This window comes from Cobetia sp. (assembly GCF_983723665.1).
In genome coordinates this window covers 1-21,558 of the sequence record NZ_CFDJES010000006.1, presented here as the reverse complement: position 1 = coordinate 21,558, position 21,558 = coordinate 1, and the positions used below count along the sequence as shown (strand labels likewise).

General features: G+C 63.7%; 19 protein-coding genes and 1 tRNA gene. 8 read left to right on the top strand and 12 right to left on the bottom strand.

Annotated features, from left to right (window positions below; all coding sequences use genetic code 11):
• Window positions 1-58 precede the first annotated feature (58 nt).
• From AC4FAH_RS01490 to hemA, 12 genes are all read right to left on the bottom strand, one after another.
• On the bottom strand, window positions 59-1,441 hold the full coding sequence (locus AC4FAH_RS01490; RefSeq protein WP_286988657.1) for a glutamine synthetase family protein: 1,383 nt from the start codon (window positions 1,439-1,441) through the stop codon (window positions 59-61).
• Window positions 1,442-1,514: 73 nt separating this feature from the next.
• Window positions 1,515-2,579 (bottom strand): ABC transporter substrate-binding protein, encoded by a 1,065-nt coding sequence (locus tag AC4FAH_RS01485; RefSeq protein ID WP_153635159.1) that lies wholly within the window; start codon window positions 2,577-2,579, stop codon window positions 1,515-1,517.
• 53 nt (window positions 2,580-2,632) lie between these two features.
• The gene (locus AC4FAH_RS01480) at window positions 2,633-3,697 is read right to left on the bottom strand and encodes an ABC transporter substrate-binding protein (RefSeq protein WP_286988655.1); all 1,065 of its coding nucleotides are present in this window, start codon (window positions 3,695-3,697) and stop codon (window positions 2,633-2,635) included.
• A 112-nt stretch (window positions 3,698-3,809) separates the two neighbouring features.
• A complete protein-coding gene (locus AC4FAH_RS01475; protein WP_279837019.1) occupies window positions 3,810-4,610 on the bottom strand; it encodes an ABC transporter permease in 801 nt (266 codons plus the stop codon).
• Window positions 4,607-5,530 carry an ABC transporter permease gene (locus AC4FAH_RS01470; RefSeq protein WP_287020109.1) on the bottom strand — a complete coding sequence of 308 codons (924 nt, stop codon included), beginning with the start codon at window positions 5,528-5,530 and terminating at the stop codon, window positions 4,607-4,609. Before AC4FAH_RS01470 ends, AC4FAH_RS01475 begins: the two co-directional genes overlap by 4 nt.
• A 2-nt stretch (window positions 5,531-5,532) precedes the next feature.
• Entirely contained in the window at window positions 5,533-6,861 is a 1,329-nt protein-coding gene (locus AC4FAH_RS01465) for an ABC transporter ATP-binding protein (protein WP_286988652.1), read from the bottom strand.
• A 75-nt stretch (window positions 6,862-6,936) separates the two neighbouring features.
• A complete protein-coding gene (locus AC4FAH_RS01460) occupies window positions 6,937-8,274 on the bottom strand; it encodes an NAD(P)/FAD-dependent oxidoreductase (RefSeq protein ID WP_286988651.1) in 1,338 nt (445 codons plus the stop codon).
• Between the two features lie 267 nt (window positions 8,275-8,541).
• Complete coding sequence (locus AC4FAH_RS01455; protein ID WP_192838328.1) at window positions 8,542-9,294, bottom strand: HesA/MoeB/ThiF family protein; 753 nt, start codon at window positions 9,292-9,294, stop codon at window positions 8,542-8,544.
• A 72-nt stretch (window positions 9,295-9,366) separates the two neighbouring features.
• On the bottom strand, window positions 9,367-9,867 hold the full coding sequence (locus AC4FAH_RS01450; protein WP_043335877.1) for an Lrp/AsnC ligand binding domain-containing protein: 501 nt from the start codon (window positions 9,865-9,867) through the stop codon (window positions 9,367-9,369).
• Between the two features lie 287 nt (window positions 9,868-10,154).
• Window positions 10,155-11,003 carry a peptide chain release factor N(5)-glutamine methyltransferase gene (gene prmC / locus AC4FAH_RS01445; RefSeq protein WP_286988647.1) on the bottom strand — a complete coding sequence of 283 codons (849 nt, stop codon included), beginning with the start codon at window positions 11,001-11,003 and terminating at the stop codon, window positions 10,155-10,157.
• A 1-nt stretch (window position 11,004) separates the two neighbouring features.
• A complete protein-coding gene (gene prfA / locus AC4FAH_RS01440) occupies window positions 11,005-12,090 on the bottom strand; it encodes a peptide chain release factor 1 (protein ID WP_043335881.1) in 1,086 nt (361 codons plus the stop codon).
• Entirely contained in the window at window positions 12,087-13,358 is a 1,272-nt protein-coding gene (gene hemA / locus AC4FAH_RS01435; protein WP_043335883.1) for a glutamyl-tRNA reductase, read from the bottom strand. Before hemA ends, prfA begins: the two co-directional genes overlap by 4 nt.
• Before the next feature lie 598 nt (window positions 13,359-13,956).
• On the opposite strand from hemA, the gene AC4FAH_RS01430 reads away from it, so the two are divergent.
• The 8 genes from AC4FAH_RS01430 to ychF all read left to right on the top strand — a co-directional run bounded on the left by AC4FAH_RS01430 (window position 13,957) and on the right by ychF (window position 21,356).
• Entirely contained in the window at window positions 13,957-15,723 is a 1,767-nt protein-coding gene (locus AC4FAH_RS01430; protein WP_287020110.1) for a tetratricopeptide repeat protein, read from the top strand.
• Between the two features lie 122 nt (window positions 15,724-15,845).
• On the top strand, window positions 15,846-16,490 hold the full coding sequence (gene lolB / locus AC4FAH_RS01425) for a lipoprotein insertase outer membrane protein LolB (protein WP_286988642.1): 645 nt from the start codon (window positions 15,846-15,848) through the stop codon (window positions 16,488-16,490).
• 56 nt (window positions 16,491-16,546) lie between these two features.
• Window positions 16,547-17,419: a 4-(cytidine 5'-diphospho)-2-C-methyl-D-erythritol kinase gene (gene ispE, locus AC4FAH_RS01420; protein WP_286988640.1), complete on the top strand. Its 873-nt coding sequence runs from the start codon at window positions 16,547-16,549 to the stop codon at window positions 17,417-17,419.
• A gap of 29 nt (window positions 17,420-17,448) precedes the next feature.
• Window positions 17,449-17,523 (top strand) — tRNA-Gln (locus AC4FAH_RS01415).
• A gap of 72 nt (window positions 17,524-17,595) precedes the next feature.
• Window positions 17,596-18,537 carry a ribose-phosphate pyrophosphokinase gene (locus tag AC4FAH_RS01410; RefSeq protein ID WP_172978614.1) on the top strand — a complete coding sequence of 314 codons (942 nt, stop codon included), beginning with the start codon at window positions 17,596-17,598 and terminating at the stop codon, window positions 18,535-18,537.
• A gap of 179 nt (window positions 18,538-18,716) precedes the next feature.
• Complete coding sequence (locus AC4FAH_RS01405) at window positions 18,717-19,352, top strand: 50S ribosomal protein L25/general stress protein Ctc (RefSeq protein WP_248379555.1); 636 nt, start codon at window positions 18,717-18,719, stop codon at window positions 19,350-19,352.
• A 29-nt stretch (window positions 19,353-19,381) separates the two neighbouring features.
• Window positions 19,382-19,966, top strand: a complete 585-nt coding sequence (gene pth / locus AC4FAH_RS01400) for an aminoacyl-tRNA hydrolase (RefSeq protein WP_043335900.1) — start codon at window positions 19,382-19,384, stop codon at window positions 19,964-19,966.
• Between the two features lie 298 nt (window positions 19,967-20,264).
• Window positions 20,265-21,356 (top strand): redox-regulated ATPase YchF, encoded by a 1,092-nt coding sequence (gene ychF / locus AC4FAH_RS01395; protein ID WP_107335448.1) that lies wholly within the window; start codon window positions 20,265-20,267, stop codon window positions 21,354-21,356.
• Window positions 21,357-21,558 lie beyond the last annotated feature (202 nt).

Here is a 21,558-nt window from a genome sequence, read left to right as displayed (position 1 = left end):
GGCATGCCCCGCAGGGTGAGATACACAGTGCTAGACACACAGGACATGTCCCGAAGGGCTAGACACGCAGCAGCAGGTGCTCCCGCTCCCACGAGCTGATGACCTGGAAGTACTCACGATGCTCGGCGCGCTTGACGGCCAGATAGCTCTTCACGAAGCGCTCGCCGAGAATATCCGCCAACGGCTTGCAGGAGTGAAGCGCATTCAGTGCCGGCCCGATATCGTCCGGCAAGGAATTGCCGCCCTCCCAGGCAGAGCCCACGGCCGGCGGACGCGGCTCGATCTGCGCCATCATGCCCAGATAGCCGCAGGCCAGCGAGGCAGCCATCACCAGATAGGGATTGGCGTCGGCGCCGGCCAGACGGTTCTCGACCCGCGTCCCCTCGGCATCTGACACCGGCACCCGCAAGCCGACGGTGCGGTTGTCAAAGCCCCACTCCACGTTGATCGGTGCGGAGCCACTGGTCTCGCTGCGCATCAGGCGGCGATAGGAATTGACGTTGGGCGCGAAGAACGGCATCGCGGACGGCATGTAGGTCTGCAAGCCGCCGATGAAGTTGCGAAACAGGGTGCTGGCCCGCCCCTCATCATCCGCGAACAGGTTCCTGCCGGTCGCGACATCCACCAGACTCTGATGGATATGCATCGAGCTGCCCGGCTGATAGGCCATCGGCTTGGCCATGAAGGTGCCGTACATGCCGTGGCGCAATGCCATCTCGCGCAACGTGCGCTTGAACATCACGACCTGATCGGCCAGCGCCAGCGGGTCACCATGCTCGAAATTGACTTCCATCTGCCCGGCGCCCTCTTCATGGATCAGGGTATCGAGATCCAGCCCCATGGCCTCGCAGTAGTCATACATCTCCTCGAAGAGCGGATCGAACTCATTGACCGCATCGATGGAATAGGACTGACGGCTGCTCTCCTGACGACCGCTGCGCCCGATGGGCGGCTCCAGCGGATAGTCGGAGTCCTTGTTGGTCTTGACGAGGTAGAACTCGGCTTCGGGGGCCACCACCGGCTTCCATCCGCGTGCGGCATACAGTGCCAGCACTCGCTTGAGCACATAGCGCGGCGACAGCTCCACCGGATCACCATTGAGGTAATAGCAGTCATGGATGATCTGCGCGGTGGGGTCTTCCGCCCATGGCACCAGATAGACGGCACTGGTATCCGGGATCAGCTGCATGTCCTGCTCGGCCGGATTCCAGAAGCGGCTGTCTTCATCATCCGGATACCCGCCGGTGACGGTCTGGATGAAGATGGAGTCCGGCAGGCGCGGTCGCCCACCATTGAGGTACTTGCGCGCCGGCATGATCTTGCCCTTGAGAATGCCGGTCAGGTCGGTGACCAGACATTCCACCTCGGTGATGCCATGTGCCGTGAACCATTCCTGCAGCACGGCTTCGTCGTCTTCGCGACCAGTGGGTTCGTACTTCATGACACCTTCCTTGAACGCTACAGGGCAGGCCACGCGCTCGGCAGCCTGCTTCGATAGACCCGATTGCCAGCGCTCAGCGCGCCTTCACCTCGGACCACAGCTGCTGGAAGATCTGCAGCTGCTCGCCAGAGAGACTCGGTGAGAAACGCAGTCGCGCCATGTCCTCTTCGGAGGGCTGAATCGGTGGCTGAGTCAGCACCTCATCCAGATACGGCTCTGCCGCGGCATTGGGGCTGGCGTAGTAGTTGTAGTTGGAGAGCTGCGCGCCGACCCGGGCATCGAGAATGAAGTTGATGAAGGCATTCGCCAGCTCCGGGTGTGGCGCCCTGGCGGGAATCATCATCGAATCCACCCACTTCTCGGTGCCCTCTTCGGGGATGACGAACTTGATGTCAGAGAAGGAGTCCGGATTTTCCTCTCGGTAGAATACATAATCGCCATTGAAGGACAGCCCGGCATGCGTGACCTTGCGCGCCAGCTGCTGAAGCGCGGGCGTGCCGTCGGAGAAGCCACTGAAATTGCCGCGATGCTTGGTCTCGATCAGCAACCTGGCGGCCTCGCGCCAGTCGTCGAGATCCGTGCAGTCATAGCCATGGCCGAGGTAGGCGCAGGCGATGCCCATGCTGACCTGACCACCGGTCATCAAGCCGAACGGCCAGGCATCATTGACGGTCGGATCAAACACCATCGACCAGCTCTTGGGCGCTTCCTTGAAGGTGCTGGCGTTGTAGACAAGCCCGGTGACACCCCACTGATAGGGCGCGGCATAGTCGAGCCCCTCCCCCAGCACCGGATCACGGAACTGCTCGGCGAGATTGGCCAGATTCGGCACCTTGTCCTTGTCGAGCTTCTGCACCAGGCCCATCTCGATCAGGCGCGGTACGTAGTAGCTGGAGGGCACGATGATGTCGTACTGGGAGACACCCCCGGCATTCAACTTGGCGACCATTTCCGGCTGCGAGTTGTAGTAGTTCTCGACCACCTCGACGCCGAACTTCTCCTCGAAGGCGGTGATGATTTCCGGGTCCATGTACTGGGTCCAGTTGAAGAGATACAGTTTCCTGTCTTCGGCCTGGACGCCACCGGCCAGCAACAGACTGGCGATGGCCGCAGCGAAACGCAGCGTGTCAGTTGTCATCGTGATGCTCCATGCGTGGCTTCGACTCAGACATCAATCAGAGCTCCCTCGGTTCAGCGCGACTGCACCTCAGACCACAGCTGCTGAAATACCTGCAGTTGCTGGCCGGAGAGACTCGGTGAGAAACGCAGGCGCGCCATGTCATCCTCAGAGGGCTGAATCGGTGGCTGAGTCAGCACCTCATCCAGATACGGCGCCGCGGCGGCGTTGGGGCTGGCGTAGTAGTTGTAGTTGGAGAGCTGCGCGCCGACCTTGGCATCCAGAATGAAGTTGATGAAGGCGTTCGCCAGCTCCGGGTGCGGTGCCTTGGCCGGAATCATCATCGAATCCACCCACTTCTCGGCACCTTCGTCAGGAATGACGAACTTGATGTCAGCGAAGGACTCCGGGTTTTCCTCCAGATAGAACAGGTAGTCGCCGTTGTAGGACAACGCGCCATGGGTGACCTTGCGCGCCAGCTGCTGAAGCGCCGGCGTGCCATCGGAGAAGCCGCTGAAGTTGTCGCGGTGCTTGGTCTCGATCAGTAGCCTGGCGGCTTCGCGCCAGTCATCCAGGTCGGTGCAGTCGTAGCCGTGCCCCAGATAGGCACAGGCAGACCCCATGCTGACCTGACCATCGCCCATCAGGCTGAAGGGGTAATCGCCATTGACGGCGGGATCAAACAGCAAGGACCAGCTCTTGGGCGCCTCTTTGAAGGTGCTGGCGTTGTAGACCAGTCCCGTCACGCCCCACTGATAGGGAGCGGTATATTCGGCGCCCGGATCGAAATTCGGGTCACTGAACTGCTCGGCGACATTGGCCAGGTTCGGGACCTTGGCCTTGTCGATCTTCTGCACCAGGCCGGTTTCGATCAGACGCGGCACGTAATAGTTGGACGGCACGATGATGTCGTACTGGGAGACGCCGCCCGCGTTGAGCTTGGCCAGCATTTCCGGTAGCGAGTTGTAGTAGTTCTCGACTACCTCGACGCCGAACTTCTCCTCGAAGGCGGTGATGATTTCCGGATCCATGTACTGGGTCCAGTTGAAGAGATACAGCTTCTTGTTTTCGGCCTGGACGGCACCTGCCAGCAGCAGACTGCCGATGGCGACAGCGAAACGCAGCGTGTTGTTTGTCATTGTGATGCTCCGCTCAACGTGCTTGAGAAATGATGGGGTGTGCGTGATGAATGATCAGACCCGACGTCGGCAAGGACAGCAGTGTCAGACCGCCTGTGGATATTGCGTATGCTCACGACGCCGCACGCCGGCGCGACAGCACCAGACTCGTGAGCGCCGCCAGGGCGACCGCCGCCATCATCAACGTGGCGATGGCATTGATTTCAGGAGTCACGCCCTTGCGTATCGCGCTCCAGATGTAAATGGGCAAGGTGGCGCTCTCCGGTCCGGCGGTGAAGAAACTGATCACGAAATCATCCAGCGACAGCGTGAAGGAGAGCAGGAAGCCCGAGATCAATGCCGGCTTGAGTGTCGGCAACATGAAGAACTGCACGCGCTGCCGCGGTGTCGCGTAGAGGTCCTTGGCCGCCTCGAACAGCGTCGGGTCCAGCCCGACGAAGCGCGAGTAGACGATCAACGCCACGAACGGCACCTGGAAGGTGACGTGTGCAATGGTCATGGTGGCCAGTCCCGGCGACAGCAGACCGGTCAGCTCATTGATCTTGACGAAAAAGGTCATTTCCGAGATCCCGAACACGATGTCCGGCAGCACGATGGGCAGATAGATCAGCACGATCAGCCAGCCCAGCTTGCGGTGACGATGGCGATACATGCCATACCCGATCAGCGTGCCGATCATCAGCGCCAGCAATGACGACACCACCGCCAGCAGCAGCGAATTGCCCAGCGCCGACAGAATCGCGTCATTGCCCAGCAGGCGCCGATACCAGCGCAGCGACACGCCAGTGAAGCTGGCGGCACTGTTGGAGGCATTGAAGGAAAACAGCATCACCACGATCAGCGGCAGATACAGAAAACCGAGCGTCAGCCACCAGAAGCCCCGCAATCCCTTGTGAAAGCTCCCGCGCTTCATATCACCACCTCTTCACCGCCGCCCAGCCGCTTGCCGATACGGCGCATCGCATACAGTCCAATGAAAGTGGCGATCAGCATCAGGATCGCGCCCGCCGCACCCAGCGGCCAGTTGGCGCTGCCAGCGAACTGATTGGCGACCAGATTGCCCAGCATCATGCCCTTGCCGCCGCCCAGCAGCTCCGGAATCACGTACATGCCGAAGGCCGGAATCGCCACCAGCACGACACCCGCCAACAGCCCCGGCAGCGTCTGGGGGAAGACCGCGTGCCAGAAGGCCTTGAGCGGCGAGGCGTAGAGGTCCTGCGCCGCCTCCACCAGTGAAAGATTCAACTTCTCGAAGGCGGCGTACAGCGGCAGCACCATGAACGGCAGGAAGTTGTAGACCAGCCCCAGAGTGACCGCGAAATTGGACGGATAGAGCCCCATGTTGGGCGCGATCATGCCCATGGCTTCCGCCAGCTCCGCCAGCGGCGTGCCCGGCGCCAGCAGATTCATCCAGCCGAAGGTGCGAATGACCTGATTGGTCCAGGACGGTACGACTACCGCCAGCAGCATGATCGGCCGCCAGCGCTGGTCTGACTGCGAGATGTAATAGGCGATCGGATAGGCCACCAGCACCACCAGCACAGTGGAAAGCACGGTCTGCCACAGCGAGCGCCCCAGCGTCATCAGGTTGCCCGGGCTCCAGCCGAGAAAGCCCTGTCCGGCCAGCTGCTGAAACGAGGTCAATGACAACGGCATTTCCGGCAGCCCATAGGGGCCGTTGGTCATGAAGGCCACGCTGATCAGATAGAGACTGGGCAGCACCAGAAAGACGATGATCCACAGTGCACCGGGCGCGACCGTCAGCAACAGGTGGCGTGACTCGGCGACCACCGCGCGGCTGCGCGCAGTGGCCAGGGTTGCGTGATAGGCCATCGTCATTCCCCCAGCGTGATCAGGTCTTGCGCGGCGACCACCACATCGACCTGGTCGCCGACTTCCGGCAACTGGCCACCCCGGTTGTTGACCACCACCTGCACGCTGACACCCGCTACCTCGACACGATATTCGGCGTGGCTGCCGCGGTAGAGTCGCTCCTGCACTCGGCCCGGCAAGTGGTTCTCCAGCACGTCGTGACGCTCGAACTCGCTGGCGGGTCGCCGGCGCAGGTCCAGCGTCTCGGGACGCAACAGCAGCAGGCTGCCAGTGCCCGGTGCCTGTGCGGTCAGTACGCCCAGCGGCGTGGTCAGTCGGATGGCGTCACTGCGACTGTCATCGCGAGCCGTGACGTCGAACAGATTGGCATGGCCCATGAAGCGCGCCACGAAGGCATTGGCCGGACGCTCGTAGATCTCACGCGGCGAGCCCACCTGCTGGAGGCTGCCGCTGTCGAGCACCGCAATGCGGTCCGACATCACCATCGCTTCCTGCTGATCATGGGTAACGAAGACGAAGGTCATGCCCAGGCGCTTCTGCAGGCGCAGCAGCTCGATCTGGATCTGACTGCGCAGGCCGGCATCCAGCGCCGACAGCGGCTCATCCAGCAGTAGCACATCCGGCTCGCAGACCAGCGCCCGCGCCAGCGCGATGCGCTGACGCTGACCACCGGAGAGCTGGTCGACCCGGCGATCGATCAGGCTGCCCAGCTTGATGAACTCCGCCATCTCGGCAACCCTGGCCTCGCGCTCCCGGGGGGCGACACCGCGCATCTTCAGGCCGAATGCCAGGTTGTCGCGCACCGACAGATGCGGAAACAGCGCATAGGACTGGAAGACCGTGTTGACGCTGCGCTGATGCGGCGGCACCTCGGTGACATCCCGCCCGCCGATCACCACCTGACCTTCATCCAGCGCCTCGAGACCGGCCAGAATCCGCAGCAGTGTCGTCTTGCCACAGCCCGAAGGCCCCAGCAGCGTGAAGAACTCGCCGGGCTGGATGCTCAGGTCCACGCCATCCAGCGCCGCCACCTCATTGCCGAAGCGCTTGTGCAGCCCCTTGAGCTGGATGGAGGATGCCGCGCGTCGCGGCAGCGCGGGCTGATCCGCATTGGCGCCGTGGCTCTCGCCGACGCTCTCATTGACGGTATCACCAAGGTTCTCACCGGCGTTATCGTCGAAGCTCTCACCGACATGCTCACTGACGCTCTCGCTGGCGTGCGTGCCGCCAGGCGCCCGCGCGCCGGCAGGCTTTCTCGTCGTGTGCTGCTCGGGCGTACCAGCGTCCTTGCCATCCACCGCGCTCATCGCGCCTCCCTTGCGATTACTCACCAGTCGTTTCCAGCTCTTGGGCTGTCGGGGTGTTCAACAGTGTCAAATGTGCAGCACCTTCATCATGGCCTCGGCCTAGAGCCGATCACGCAACGTGTAGAAGCTGGTCGCCAGGACCAGCAGAGGAGTTCGCAGCCAGCGCCCGCCCACGAAGGGACGGTGCGGCATGGCGGCAAAGATATCGAAACGTTCTGCCTGACCGGCGATGGTCTCGGCGACCAGCTTGCCCGCCAATCCTGCAAGCGACATGCCATGTCCCGAGTAGCCCTGGGCGTAATAGACATTCGGCGCGAGACGCCCGAAGTCCGGCGCGCGGTTCATGGTGATGGCCACGTCACCGCCCCAGCGGTAATCGATCGCCACGCCATCGAGCACCGGAAACAGGCGGCGAATCTTGCTGTCCATGCGCGCCTTGAGGCCACGCGGCTCCTGACCGGTATAGCTCACCTCACCGCCATACAGCAGGCGCCTGTCGGCAGAAAGACTGTAGTAGTCGAGCACGAAGTTGGCATCGGAAAGCGCGTCATCCTGCGGCAGGACCTGCGCGACCTGAGCCTCGCTGAGCGGTTCGGTGGCGACGATGTAATTGGCGACGCGCATGATGCGCTCTTCCAGCGAGGCGACGAGGCCATTGAGGTAGGCATTGGTGGCCACGACCACGAATTCGGCGCTCACGCAGCCATGCTCGGTATGGATACGAGCACGCCGTGAGGTGCCATCGGGTGTATCGCCGTTCTGGCCGTGGTCGAGCTGACGCACCCGGCTCTGTTCGCAGAGCGTGACGCCGGCCTGCTGGGCAGCTCGCGCAAGTCCGAGGGTAAAGTTGAGCGGATGCAGATGACCGCCCTCGCCATCATGCAACGCGCCCGGATAGGCGTCGGTGACGACCCGCTCGCGCAGCGCATCGCCCTGCAGCCACTGCAGCGCGTGATAGTCGTAATCGCGTGCCATGCGCGCCTGGAACTCCTGCAGTTCGCGCACATGACGCGGCTTGACCGCGGCATGCAGATAGCCCTGGGTGAAATCGCAGGGAATCTGATGCCGGACGACCAGCTCGGCGGTCAGGCGCACGGACTCGCGGCTCATCTCCCAGATGGCGCGTGCCTGCTCGCGCCCCAGCGCCTTCTCGACCGTCGCGATATCGGTGCCGAGCCCCGGCAGGATCTGGCCGCCACTGCGCCCGGAGGCCCCGAAACCGATAGTCTGCGCTTCCAGCAGAATGACCGAATAGCCACGCTCGGCGAGATGCAGCGCAGCGGAGCAGCCCGTGACACCGCCGCCGATCACGCAGACATCGGCACGCTGCTCACCAGCTAGAGGCGGGCATGGGTCAAGCGTCACACGCTGGCTGGCCTGGTAGTAGGAATACGAGCCAGCACACTCGCTCTGCGTGCCTGATCTGAAGCCGCCCATGCACCTCCTCATCCGCTCTTGTTGAGTTTATTCACCATCGACTGGAATATTTTCGATATTTACCACACGTTTCGCTGGAATGCTGCATGTTGATTGCGCTGCATGGGAGAAACCTTCAACACCCCACGGCATTGGCGCACCCTGGTGGTGCGCACACGCGGCATGCGCAGCGCCGGCCGCTCCACCACAACATGCGACAAAAAAGCCCCGCCAGCCAGAAAGGCTGCGGGGCTTTTTAGAGATATACCGTCGATTTGATCGGCTACATCATGACGCTTGACCACACACCTGGCAGCCGGGGTCGCGCTTGAGGCCCATGCGCCGCCATTCACCACTGAGGCCATCGAAGGTGGCAAGGCCGCGATGCACGCTGCCGGCACCGCTGATCAGCTTGAGCGCTTCCAGCGCCTGGAAGGCGCCAATGATGCCGACCAGCGGCGCGATGACCCCGCTCTCGGCGCAGGTCAGCTCTTCATCGCCCAGCTCATCCGGCGGATACAGGCAGCCATAACACGGCGCCTGTGGCTCACGGCGATCGAACACCGCCAGCTGGCCGGAGAAGCGTATCGCGGCGCCGGACACCAGCGGGGTGCCCGCTGCCACGCAGGCGGCATTGATCGGGAAGCGCGAGCTGAAGCGATCTGTGCAATCGAGCACCACGTCTGCGGCGGCCACCTGCTCGGACAGCGCCTCGCCCTGCAGGCGCTCTGACAACGCGATCACCTCGGTATCGGGATTGATCGCCAACAACGAGGCGGCGAGTGATTGCGCCTTGGGCTGATCGATGTCGGCGTCACCATGGGCGATCTGGCGCTGCAGATTGGACAGCTCGACGTGGTCATCATCGGCCACCACCAGGGTGCCGATGCCCGCGGCTGCCAGATAGAGCGCTGCCGGGCAGCCCAGGCCACCCGCCCCGATCACCAGAACCCGCGCCGCCAACAGGCGCTGCTGCCCGGCGATGTCGACCTGAGGGAGCAGGATCTGGCGCGAGTAGCGCAGCAATTGCGAATCTTGCATGGGAGAAAAGCCGCCTATCGGTAAATAAAGTGAGAAGCCATGAGCCCTGCCTGGCAACAACAGGGCTTGCCATTACTTGGCATCCAGCTCCTCGATATCGGGCACATGCAGCGAGAACTGCTCCTTGACCTCTTCCATCACCACATAACTCTTGGATTCCTTGACGCCGGGCAGCGTCAGCACCACATCGCCGAGCAGCTGACGATAGGCGGACATTTCCGGAATCCGGCACTTGAGGATGTAGTCGAACTGACCGGAGACCAGATGACACTCCTGGATCTGCGGCAGCTTGGAGACGGCGCGGCGGAACTCATCGAACACCGACGGCGACTGCGTCTCGAGACTGATCTCGACGAAGACCAACAGATTGGCCTTGAGCGCCTTGGGGTCGAGCACCGCCTTGTAACCGCGGATGACGCCGGCACGCTCGAGGCGTTTGACGCGCTCCAGGCACGGCGTGGTGGAAAGGCCGACTTCCGAGGCGAGGTCGACATAGGAGATACGGGCATTCTCTTGCAGGCAACGCAGAATCTTGAGGTCGATGCGGTCCAGAGAGCGTGATTTTGCTTTCATTGTAATAGTTTTCCCAGCAGGGTGACTTGCAGCAGGATCATCCGTGCTCCTGGCTTCCGTGCAGTCAGGCCGTCGGATAACAAGGGGGTTATCAGATGACCATGCCAATCATGCAGGTTCATTACTATCATACCCGGCCAACAGGGGATACGCCTTCACTGGCGGTACTGTGACGAGGATTCCACGCAGACTCCACTGAAAACGGTGGAATGCACTACAGGGGTGCCAAGCGCGAGGATGTCAGCGGGGACCACGCACGGGCACCGCTAGACGGCGCCCGGCGAGCATCAGGCCAGCTTGCCCAGCGTGATGCGTTCGCGCCCGCCCAGGTCTTCCAGGGTCTCGACGTCGATGAAGCCGCCGGCACGCAGTGCCTCGCGCACTTCATTGCCCTGGGTGAGACCATGCTCCAGCATCAGGTGGCCGCCTGCGGCCAGGTGCTGCGGCGCAGTGGCGATCAGATGCAGGAAGTCCGCCAGCCCTGCCTCGGCCGCGACCAGCGCCGAGCGCGGCTCGAAGCGCACATCGCCGAGCGCGAGATGCGGGTCATCATCGGCCAGATAAGGGGGGTTGGCGGTAATCAGCGCAAAGCCGCTCTCGGTGACGGCACTGAACCAGTCACTTTGGCGGAATTCGGCATTGGCGATCGCCAGACGCTCGGCATTGCCGCGTGCAAGTTGCACGGCTTCCTCGATGAGATCGACCCCCAACACCTGCCACTGCGGGCGATGACGCGCAAAGGCCAACGCGATGGCGCCGGTGCCGGTGCCGAGATCCAGCAGCTTGCCGCTGGTGGCCTCGGCCAGTTCCAGCGCGCACTCCACCATGACCTCGGTGTCCGGGCGCGGAATCAGTGTGGCCGGCGAACAGGCCAGCGTCAGGCCATAGAACTCACGCCGCCCGAGCAGATGCGCCACGGGATGGCCCTCGGCGCGACGCGCCAGCAGCGTCTCGAAACGTGCCACGCCCTCGGCGCCGGCCTCGCTCTCGAGATCCCGATCGCCCCAGGTGTAGAACCAGGTGCGCTCTCGTCCCATTACCTCGCCCAGCAGCAACTCGGCATCCAGACGCGGAGAATCGCTGCCCGCCTCGCTCAGACGGGCAGTCGCGGCTGCCAGGGTGACATCGATTCTCACCTTATTGCTCCTGCAGTGCGGTCAGCTGATCGGCCTGGTATTCCACCACCAGCGGCTCGATCACTTCGTCCAGCTGGCCGGCGATCACTTCATTGAGCTTGTAGAGCGTCAGGTTGATGCGGTGATCGGTCAGACGCCCCTGCGGGAAGTTGTAGGTGCGGATGCGCTCGGAGCGATCCCCGGAGCCGACCAGCTTGCGACGGGCATCGGAGGTGGCCTGTGCCTGGGTGTCCACCGCGGCCTGCTTGAGGCGCGCCGCCAGCAGTGACATGGCGCGCGCACGGTTCTTGTGCTGGCTGCGCTCATCCTGACACTCCACCACCACGCCGGTGGGCAGGTGGGTGATGCGAATCGCGGAATCGGTAGTGTTGACGTGCTGACCACCGGCACCGGAGCTGCGATAGGTATCCACGCGCAGGTCGGCCGGATTGATGTCGACGTCACCGACTTCATCGGCCTCGGGCATCACCGCCACGGTGCAGGCCGAGGTATGGATACGCCCCTGGGATTCGGTGGCGGGCACGCGCTGTACGCGGTGCGCGCCGGACTCGAACTTGAGGCGCGAGTAGACGCCCTCGCCCTTCACGCGGGCGATGACTTCCTTGAAGCCGCCGTGCTCGCCGTGGCTGGCGCTGACGGTCTCGACTTTCCAGCCCTTGAGCTCGGCGTAGCGCGAATACATCTTGAACAGATCACCGGCGAACAGCGCCGCCTCGTCACCGCCCGTGCCGGCACGCACCTCGAGGAAGACGTTGGCACCGTCATCCGGGTCACGCGGAATCAGCAGCTGGGTGATCTCGGCTTCCAGCGTCTCGAGCGCCGCATCGGTATCGCGGACTTCCTCACGCGCCATGTCGCGCATCTCGGGATCACTGTCCTCCGCCATCGCCAGCGCGGCGTCACGGTCTTCGTTCAGGCCGCGATGGCGGCGCCATGCCTCGATCAATGGCTCAAGCTCGGCATACTCCCGCGACAGGTCGCGGAACCTGGCCTGGTTCCCGATCACTTCGGGCTCCGACAACAGTGCGGAGATCTCCTCGAAGCGGTCATGGAAGGTGTCGAGCTTGGTGATAAGGCTGTCTTTCATGAAGGGTCCTGTGATGAATCAGCCGGCGCGAGCAGAAGCGTCTGGGCCGTCTGAAGAATATCCTGGCGATCGTCTCCCGAGGCCTGGCGCAGTGCCAGCGTCGGGTGATGCATGAAGCGATTGGCCAGCTGGCGTGCCAGCTGCGCGACCACTTCCTGGGGGTCGCGTCCCTGATCGAGCTCCGCCAGCGCCTGCGCCTCGCATTCGGCGCGCAGTTGCTCGCCATGGCTGCGGTAGCGCTTGATGACTTCGCCGCCACTGCGCACCCGCTTGAGGTGCAACCAGGCGTTGACGCCCTGGCGAATCAGCTCTTCTGCCTGGGCAGCGGCCAGCTCGCGGTGGCGACGATTCTCGTCGATCACTTCCTGCAGGTCATCGACCGTATAGAGGAAGACGTCGTCGAGGTCACCGACCTGCGGCTCGATATCGCGCGGCACGGCGATGTCGACCATGAACACCGGCTTGTAGCGGCGCTTCTTGAGCGCGCGTTCCACCATGCCCTTGCCGAGAATCGGCAGTTGGGAAGCGGTGGAGGCTATCACGATATCGGCATTCTCGAGGGCATGCGGTATGCCTTCCAGGCCGATGGCGGTCCCGCCCAGCTCATCGGCCAGACGCTCGGCGCGCGACACGGTGCGGTTGGCGATGCACAGGTTGGCGATGCCCGCTTCCTTGAGATGGCGCGCGACGAGTTCGATGGTCTCGCCGGCACCGATCAACAAGGCGTTGGCGCGCGAGAAGTCATCGAAGATGTGGCTGGCCATGCTGACGGCGGCGTAGGCCACCGAGACGGGGTTCTCGCCGATACCGGTCTCGGTACGTACCTGCTTGGCGACCTGGAAGATATGCTGGAAGAGCTGCTCGAGCTCACCGCCCAGCCCCACCGAGTTGCGCGCGAACTGATAGGCGTCCTTGAGCTGGCCCAGAATCTGCGGCTCGCCCAGTACCATCGAGTCCAGCCCCACCGCGACACGGATCAGGTGGCGTACCGCCTCTTCTCCCAGGTGCTGATAGCTGCAACGCGACAGCTCCTCCACCGGCAGGCGGTGAAAACGCCCCAACCACTCGAGCACCGACTTGGCGCCATCGCTGGTCACGCAGTAGAGCTCGGTACGGTTGCAGGTCGACAGCACCGCCGCTTCGGAGACCGCCGGCAGGCGCTTCAATTCGCCCAGCGCGGCATCGAGCTGCGCAGGCGTGAAAGCAACGCGCTCGCGCACGTCAACGGCGGCGGTGCGGTGATTGATGCCAAGGGCAAGAAGGGTCATGGAGTCAGTCGTCAGGGTCTGGCCGGCAGGAATCGGCGTCAATGTCAGGCGGCTCTCGGTGCTGGCCTGCCGCGAGGCCAAGGCCAGGCCAGCAGGTAATCCGCGCAGGCTCGGTGCCTTTACACCTGTCGACTCAATGGGGACAAAGGCGGCTGACATAAAGGCACACAGGGCTGCCGAAGCGGCTGAGATCGTAATATTAGCGCGCTCATTCTACCACAGCGTCTGGACCACGCGACCCCGCAGCATGTCGCAGCCGATGAGGATTTTCCATGATGCTGGCAGGCTATCGCTATCAGCCCGCGCGGCGTATCTGCCGGCATACGAGGTGGCCGGTGGGTCATGCCACTTGCTTGCATCGGCAACGCTATCCCCGCTCGCCGCCAGCCGTTATGCTGCGAGACACGATGCCTTCGTCAGCGCCACATTGCGCGCATGACCCGGCCTGCGGCTCGACCGCCCCGACCCCTCATCCTGCTCCCACTGACAAACGCGAGGTTGCATGCACGCTTCGACTGCCGCTGAACATAGCCCCCCGCACGCGCACGCCTGCCTTGATGCCCCCCGTCGCCCGCGCGCCGGGTGGAAGTCCTGCATCGTGGGCGGATTGCTGCTGGGCATGACCGGCTGTCAGTCGATGAGCGACTCCGCGCCCCTGATGGCGCAGCCCGACCCGCTGGCCACGGCGCCGCCCATCCAGCAGGGCCTCGATGCCGACAGCCTCAATCAGCTGCTGAGTGCCGAACTCGCCGGACAGCGCGGTGACTATCCCCGCGCCGCCAATGGCTATCTGGCCGCCAGCCGTCACTTCGATGACCCGGAACTGGCGCGCCGCGCCGTGCTCGCGGCTCGTTTCGCCGACAACCCGGCCCTGCTGGAGCGCGCCGCCGAACGCTGGCAGCAACTCGATGAGTCCGCCAGCGAGCCCGGCATCATCCGCGCCCGCCTGGCAGTCGAGCGAGGCGACTGGCAGGCCGCGCTCGAGCAGCGCCTGATGCTCACCGCCAGTGGCGGCAATGGCAATCTGGCGACCCTGGCCGAGCAGGCGATCGATGCCGGTGCCGAGCTCGAACCCCTGCTGGCGATGCTGGAGACGCATATCGCCCAGCATCCCGAGCAGCCGATGCCCGAGATTGCCGCGGCACTGTTCGAGGCAGCGCTGGGCGATGAGACAGCGGCGCGTGCACGCCTGGTGCGCCTGGAAAGTGCTCACGCCACGCTGGCGGAGCTATGGCTGGCGCGCAGCGAGATCGAACGCAGTGCGGGGCGCCTTGAGGCGGCGCGGCGTGCGGTAGCCCGAGGCCTAGAGATCGCTCCCTATGACAGCCGCCTGATCCTGAGCGCCGCGCAGACCGAACTGGCCAGCGGCGATCTGGACGCGGCGCGCGAGCGCATCGACAGCCTCATCACCCGCCATCCCAACGCGCCACGTCTGCGCCTGGCGCTGGCCAGCCTCTATCTTGATGCCGATTCCCCCGAGGACGCCCATCGCCTGCTGCTGCCGCTGCTCGACGAAGACCCGGTGCCGGACGCCGCCTATGCCCTGCTGGGGCTGGCCGCCGAGTCCAGCGGCGACGTCGACAACGCCATCCTTTACTACCGTCAGGTGCCGGACGGCGAGCGCTACATTTCCAGCCGCGCCCGCGCCGCCCAGTTGCTGGTCGAACATGAGCGCACGGACGAGGCCCGTCAGTTCCTGGCCGTGGAACGCCTGCGCCATCCGCGTCATGCCATGACGCTGCTCAGCTTCGAGATCGACCTGCTCGACTCCCAGGAGGCGCATGCCGAGGCTGATGCCCTGCTGAGCAGCAGCATCACCACGCGCCGCAAGGCGCTCAAGCAAGCCATCGCCGCCCGGGAGGCCGACACGCGCAACACGCTGGAAAGCGAGCTGGGCAGCCTGTTGTTCCTGCGCGGCATCCGCCGTCTGGAAGATGATCAGCTGGGCGGCATGGAAGAAGACCTGCGGGAAGTCATCGCGCTGGAGCCCGACAACGCCAGCGCCTACAACGCGCTCGGCTACACCCTGCTGGTGGAGACGGACCGCCTCGAGGAAGCACTGGCCTTGATCGAGCGCGCCCATGCGCTGTCGCCCGACGACGCGGCCATTCTGGATAGCCTCGGCTGGGGCCGCTATCTGACCGACGACCTCGACAATGCGCTGGCACCGCTGGAAGCCGCCTGGGCCCAGCAGCAGGATGCCGAGATCGGCGCCCATCTCATCGAGGTGCTGTGGGCGCTGGGCCGCGAGGATGAAGCCCGTGGCCTGGCGGTAGAGCTGAGCGAGCGCTTTGAAGAAGCCAGCGAGCTCGAAGCCCTGTTCCAGCACATCCCCGAGCTGCGCCCGGTCGTCGACGCGCCCTGAAGGGCACTGCCACGCTACCCGGCACTTTCTGCCCACTGGCGAGTCCATTATCCTGACCCGTCAGTGAGTGGAGTCTCACTCACCGTCACTCATCTTCTCGCCATCCGGAAGGCCTTCGCGTCATGATCACTTCTCCCCTGCCACTCCCCCTGCTGAGCCAGGCACGCCGCCTGCTCGGGCCAGCCCTGCTGGCCATGACACTGGTACTCAGCGGCTGCGCCAGCCAGATGGCCAGCGACAATGCCGGTGATCTGACGCGCAGCGACGGCGACTGGCAGCAACAGGACGCGCAACTTGCTGCCCTGACCCACTGGCAGCTGGCAGGCAAGGTCGGCATTCGCACCCCCGAGGAAGGCCACAGCGCCAACCTCGACTGGCAGCAGGACGGCGATGACTACCACATGCTGATCACCGGGCCGCTGGGTGCTGGGCGCACGACCCTGGTGCGCGACGCCGATGGTGTGCGCCTCTCCTCCTCCGAGGGTGACTTCGAGGCCCCGGATGCCGAGAGCCTGATGCTGGCGCAACTGGGCTGGTCATTGCCGCTGGGCGCCCTCGACAACTGGGTGCGCGGCGTACCGGCCGCTGGCGAGCATGACATCGAGGCAGATGAGCTGGGCTTCCCGACCACCCTCTACCAGGACGGCTGGGAAGTGGACTATCAGGACTGGACCCGCGCCGAAGGCCTGTGGCTGCCGCGCAAGATGAAACTCTACTACGGCGACCTCACCGCCACGCTCATCGTCAACCAGTGGCAGGCGCTGTGATCGTGACACCTTCTCCTTCTTCCATGACGACCCCGACAGCCGCATCCGCATCGACCATGACTCTCACCCTGCCCGCCCCAGCCAAGCTCAACCGCATGCTGCATATCACGGGCCAGCGTGCCGATGGCTATCACGAGCTGCAGACGCTGTTCCAGTTTCTCGAGCACGGCGACAGCCTCAGCTTCACGCTGCGCGACGATGAGGCCATCCGCCTCTCGCCAGCCATTGACGGTGTGCCCGAAGAGGCCAACCTGATCGTGCGCGCCGCGCGCCTGCTGCGAGAAGCCGCACACGCGCAGGGCAAGGTCGCGTCACCCACCGCATTGCCCGGTGTCGATATCACGCTGGAGAAAGTGCTGCCGATGGGTGGCGGTCTGGGGGGCGGCAGCAGCGACGCCGCCACGACCCTGCTGGCACTGGACAGACTCTGGGGCTTGGAGCTTGGCGAAGACGCCCTCGCCGAGCTCGGCCTGTCGCTTGGCGCGGATGTGCCGGTGTTCGTGCGCGGCTTCGCCGCCTGGGCCGAAGGCATCGGTGAACGCCTGGTGCCAGCCCCGCTGGACACCCCATGGTTCGTGGTGATCCACCCCGGTGTCGAGGTCGCGACACCCGCCGTGTTCGGCCACCCGCAATTGACACGTTCCAGCCTCGCGATTAGTATGGCGCGCGCACTGCAGGGGGGCCGCAACGACTGTGAAGTCGTGGTGCGCACTTTGTACCCGGCAGTCGCCGACGCCCTGGACTGGCTGGACCAGTTCGGCACCGCCAGACTGACGGGCACCGGCGCCTGTGTGTTCTGTGCGTTTGACGACGCACGACAGGCCAGCGAGGTGCTGGGTCGACTCGAACTCGAGCGCCCGATGTGGCACGCCTTCTCGGCACGCGGTTGCAATATCTCCCCTCTACATGCCGCTCTGGCTTCGGCCTGAGCACAGCAACTGGTTGAAGTGAACGTTGCTGGGGTATCGCCAAGTGGTAAGGCACCGGTTTCTGGTACCGACATTCCCAGGTTCGAATCCTGGTACCCCAGCCAATCCTGGCCGTTCCCGGTCAACCCGGAATTCTCCACTCCCGAGATCCCACAAGACTCCAAAGGTGGCTGCGCGTGTCAAAACTGATGGTATTCGCGGGGAATGCCAATCCCGCTCTCGCCCGCAAGGTAGCTGAAGCCCTCGATACCCGCCTGGGCCATGCAACCGTCGGCCAGTTCAGCGATGGCGAGATTGCGGTAGAAATCAACGAAAACGTTCGCGGCAAGGACGTCTTCATCATGCAGTCCACCTGCGCACCGACCAACGACAACCTGATGGAGCTGATCCTGATGGTGGACGCGTTGCGTCGTGCGTCTGCGGCGCGTATCACTGCGGTCGTTCCCTACTTCGGTTACGCCCGTCAGGACCGCCGCGTGCGCTCTGCTCGCGTGCCGATCTCGGCGAAGGTGGTCGCGGACATGATGGTCAAGGCTGGCGTCAATCGCGTCATGACCATGGACCTGCATGCCGATCAGATCCAGGGCTTCTTCGATGTGCCGGTGGACAACGTCTACGGCTCACCGATCCTGCTCGACGACATCGAACGTCAGAACTATGACAACCTGATCGTCGTCTCCCCGGATGTGGGCGGCGTGGTACGTGCCCGTGCCATCGCCAAGCAGCTCAACTGCGAGCTGGCCATCATCGACAAGCGTCGTCCCCAGGCCAACCAGGCCCAGGTGATGAACATCATCGGTGATATCAAGGACCGCACCTGCGTGCTGGTCGATGACATGATCGATACCGCCGGCACCCTGTGCAAGGCGGGCGAGGCACTCAAGGATCATGGCGCCAACCGCGTCGTGGCCTATGCGTCCCACGCGATCCTGTCCGGCCCGGCGGTCGACAACATCACCAACTCCGTCCTCGACGAAGTGGTAGTTGCCGACACCATCCCGCTGTCCGACGCCGCGCGTCGTTCCGGCAAGATCCGCCAGCTGACAGTCGCTGGCCTGATCGCCGAGGCGATCCGTCGCGTCAGCAATGAAGAATCCGTCAGCGCCATGTTCCACTGAGTCCTGTCGGCGGGCCCTGCTCGCCGCTGCTCGGGGAAGAGGCACTGACAACGGCAGATGATCCGTCATCTGCCGACAAGCGGCCGGCCCGGAAATCTCCGGGCCGGCCTCATGGATCCGGTAGCGCTCTGGTCGCGGGGGCTACCGGATTCTCATTAGACCCTTGAGGTATCTGCAAAATGAAACTGTTCAAACTGAATGCTGAAGTTCGTGAAGACCTGGGGAAAGGTGCGAGCCGCCGCCTGCGTCGTACGAACGACTTCGTGCCGGCCATCATCTACGGTGCCGACCAGGCCCCGACTCCGGTCATGATCGACAAGCCGAGCCTGTACAAGGCGGTTGACGATGAGGCGTTCTACACCTCCATCATCACCCTGAATGTTGCGGGCAAGACCGAGAAAGTCGTCATCCGTGACCTGCAGCGTCACCCGTTCAAGCCGCTGCTGACTCACGTCGACTTCCTGCGCATCGATCCGACCCACAAACTGACCATGAACGTGCCGCTGCACATCACTGGTCAGGAAGCCTGTGTCGGTGTCAAGGACCAGGACGGCGTCCTGCACGTCCTGGCGACTGACGTCGAAATCAGCTGCCTGCCGGAAGCCCTGCCGGAATACCTGGAGCTGGACGTGTCCAAGCTGGAAGTTGGCCACACCCTGCACCTGTCCGACATCGCTCTGCCGGAAGGCGCCGAGTCCGTTGCCCTGTCCCACGGTGCCGATCACGACACCGCTGTGGTCAACGTCACTCGTCCGAACATCTCTGCTGACGCAGAAGATGCTGCTGAAGGCGAAGAAGCACCTGCTGCAGAATAACGCAGCCTGATCAAGGAGCCAGACAGCGCATGTCACGAGTGAAAGCGATCATCGGCCTCGGTAACCCGGGGAACGAATACGAAGACACCCGTCACAATGCCGGCGTCTGGCTCCTTGACGCTCTTGCGCGCCACGGTCACACCACGTTGCGTCCGGAACGCAAGTTCCATGGCCAGTACGCGAAGGTCCACTTCGCCGGTCAGGATCTGCATTTGCTGTTCCCATCGACGTTCATGAATCGCAGCGGTCAGGCCGTGGCCGCATTGTGCAACTTCTACAAGCTCGCCCCGGATGAACTGCTCGTCGCCCACGATGAGCTGGACATCGACCCCGGCACCGCCCGCTACAAGCAGGGTGGCGGCCATGGCGGTCACAACGGGTTGCGCGACATCATCAGTGCACTGGGCAACGACAAGTCGTTCCATCGTGCCCGCATCGGCATCGGCCACCCCGGCAATGCCAAGCTGGTGACCAACTTCGTGCTCGGACGTCCCGGCAAGGCTGAACGCCAGGCCATCGACGACGCCATCGACGAAGTGGTGATGACCCTCCCCGACGCCATCAGTGGCGAATGGGCACGGGCCATGAATCGCCTGCATTCCTTCAAGAGCTGAACCTCTGCATCACCCGGTACCACCCCTCTCCGAATTTCGGTGATTCGCTCAGCGCATCACCTCGCTTGCGTGCGCGCATCTCGCCACGCGATCAGCAGCAAAAGGCATCATTTGTCGCGCGACATGCGCCCAATGGATGACCTCGGCGGCATGAGGCCTTACACTTCCCGCCTGTCTTCATTCCGTGCCTGCCCACTCGTTTCCCCGCATGCCCAGTGCCTGTGCACTCAGAGCCTGCTGGTCGAGACGACTGCCAGTGCCACGCCCCATTCGATACGTCACACCAGGATCTAGCGCCATGGGTTTCAATTGCGGCATCGTCGGCCTGCCGAACGTCGGCAAGTCCACTCTCTTCAATGCACTGACCAAGTCTGGCATTGACGCCGAGAACTTCCCCTTCTGCACCATCGAGCCGAACACCGGTATCGTGCCGATGCCTGACCCTCGCCTGAATGCGCTGGCCGAGATCGTCAAGCCGGAGAAGGTGATTCCGACCACCATGGAATTCGTCGACATCGCGGGTCTGGTCGCTGGCGCTTCCAAGGGCGAAGGTCTGGGCAACAAGTTCCTGGCCAACATCCGTGAGACCGACGCCATCGCGCACGTGGTGCGTTGCTTCGAGGATGACAACGTCATCCACGTCGCCAACCACGTCGACCCGGCCGCCGACATCGAGACCATCAACATCGAGCTGGCCCTGGCCGATCTCGACAGCGTCGAGCGCAGCATCCAGCGTCTGGCCCGTGTCGCCAAGGGCGGCGACAAGGAAGCCATCGCCACCAAGGCCGTGCTGGAACGTATCCAGCCGCACCTGGCCGAAGGCCAGCCGCTGCGCAGCTTCGGTCTCAGCGATGACGACCTGAAGATCGTGCGCGGTTTCGGCTTCCTGACCCTCAAGCCGACCATGTACATCGCCAACGTCAGTGAGGAAGGCTTCGAGAACAATCCCTACCTCGATATCGTGCGCGGCATTGCCGCCAACGAAGGCGCCAGCGTCGTGCCGGTGTGCAACAAGATCGAAGCCGAGATCGCCGAGCTGGACGAGGAAGAGCGCGAGATGTTCCTCGACGAGCTGGGCATGGAAGAGCCGGGCCTGGACCGCGTCATCCGCGCCGGTTACGAGCTGCTGGGCCTGCAGACCTACTTCACCGCTGGCGTGAAGGAAGTGCGTGCCTGGACCGTCAAGATCGGCGCTACCGCACCGGAAGGCGCTGGTGTCATCCACACCGACTTCCAGAAAGGCTTCATCCGTGCCGAAGTCATCTCCTATGACGACTTCATCGCCTACAAGGGCGAGCAAGGCGCCAAGGATGCCGGCAAATGGCGTCTGGAAGGCAAGGACTACATCCTCAAGGATGGCGACGTGGTGCACTACCGCTTCAATGTCTGATGGCTCACCGGTGCCCGGTGACGCCCGGGCCCAGCTGACGCCCTGACAGCCTGTCCTGACAGAACGGCCCTGATCTCTCACGAGGTCAGGGCCGTTCTGCGTTGTGGCGCGGGAAACTGCTCAAGCAGGGACACCGATCAAGGCGCTGAGGGCTCTGCCAGCGGCACCTGCAGCCACTGCGCGGCCTGCCTGGCGAGCTGGT

Bases quoted from the DNA above. Each gene is read 5' to 3' on its own strand.
- AC4FAH_RS01490 (WP_286988657.1), bottom strand. From the start codon at position 1,441: ATGAAGTACGAACCCACTGGTCGCGAAGACGACGAAGCCGTGCTGCAG.
- AC4FAH_RS01485 (WP_153635159.1), bottom strand. From the start codon at position 2,579: ATGACAACTGACACGCTGCGTTTCGCTGCGGCCATCGCCAGTCTGTTG.
- AC4FAH_RS01480 (WP_286988655.1), bottom strand. From the start codon at position 3,697: ATGACAAACAACACGCTGCGTTTCGCTGTCGCCATCGGCAGTCTGCTG.
- AC4FAH_RS01475 (WP_279837019.1), bottom strand. From the start codon at position 4,610: ATGAAGCGCGGGAGCTTTCACAAGGGATTGCGGGGCTTCTGGTGGCTG.
- AC4FAH_RS01470 (WP_287020109.1), bottom strand. From the start codon at position 5,530: ATGGCCTATCACGCAACCCTGGCCACTGCGCGCAGCCGCGCGGTGGTC.
- AC4FAH_RS01460 (WP_286988651.1), bottom strand. From the start codon at position 8,274: ATGGGCGGCTTCAGATCAGGCACGCAGAGCGAGTGTGCTGGCTCGTAT.
- AC4FAH_RS01455 (WP_192838328.1), bottom strand. From the start codon at position 9,294: ATGCAAGATTCGCAATTGCTGCGCTACTCGCGCCAGATCCTGCTCCCT.
- AC4FAH_RS01450 (WP_043335877.1), bottom strand. From the start codon at position 9,867: ATGAAAGCAAAATCACGCTCTCTGGACCGCATCGACCTCAAGATTCTG.
- prfA (WP_043335881.1), bottom strand. From the start codon at position 12,090: ATGAAAGACAGCCTTATCACCAAGCTCGACACCTTCCATGACCGCTTC.
- hemA (WP_043335883.1), bottom strand. From the start codon at position 13,358: ATGACCCTTCTTGCCCTTGGCATCAATCACCGCACCGCCGCCGTTGAC.
- lolB (WP_286988642.1), top strand. From the start codon at position 15,846: ATGATCACTTCTCCCCTGCCACTCCCCCTGCTGAGCCAGGCACGCCGC.
- ispE (WP_286988640.1), top strand. From the start codon at position 16,547: ATGACTCTCACCCTGCCCGCCCCAGCCAAGCTCAACCGCATGCTGCAT.
- AC4FAH_RS01405 (WP_248379555.1), top strand. From the start codon at position 18,717: ATGAAACTGTTCAAACTGAATGCTGAAGTTCGTGAAGACCTGGGGAAA.
- pth (WP_043335900.1), top strand. From the start codon at position 19,382: ATGTCACGAGTGAAAGCGATCATCGGCCTCGGTAACCCGGGGAACGAA.
- ychF (WP_107335448.1), top strand. From the start codon at position 20,265: ATGGGTTTCAATTGCGGCATCGTCGGCCTGCCGAACGTCGGCAAGTCC.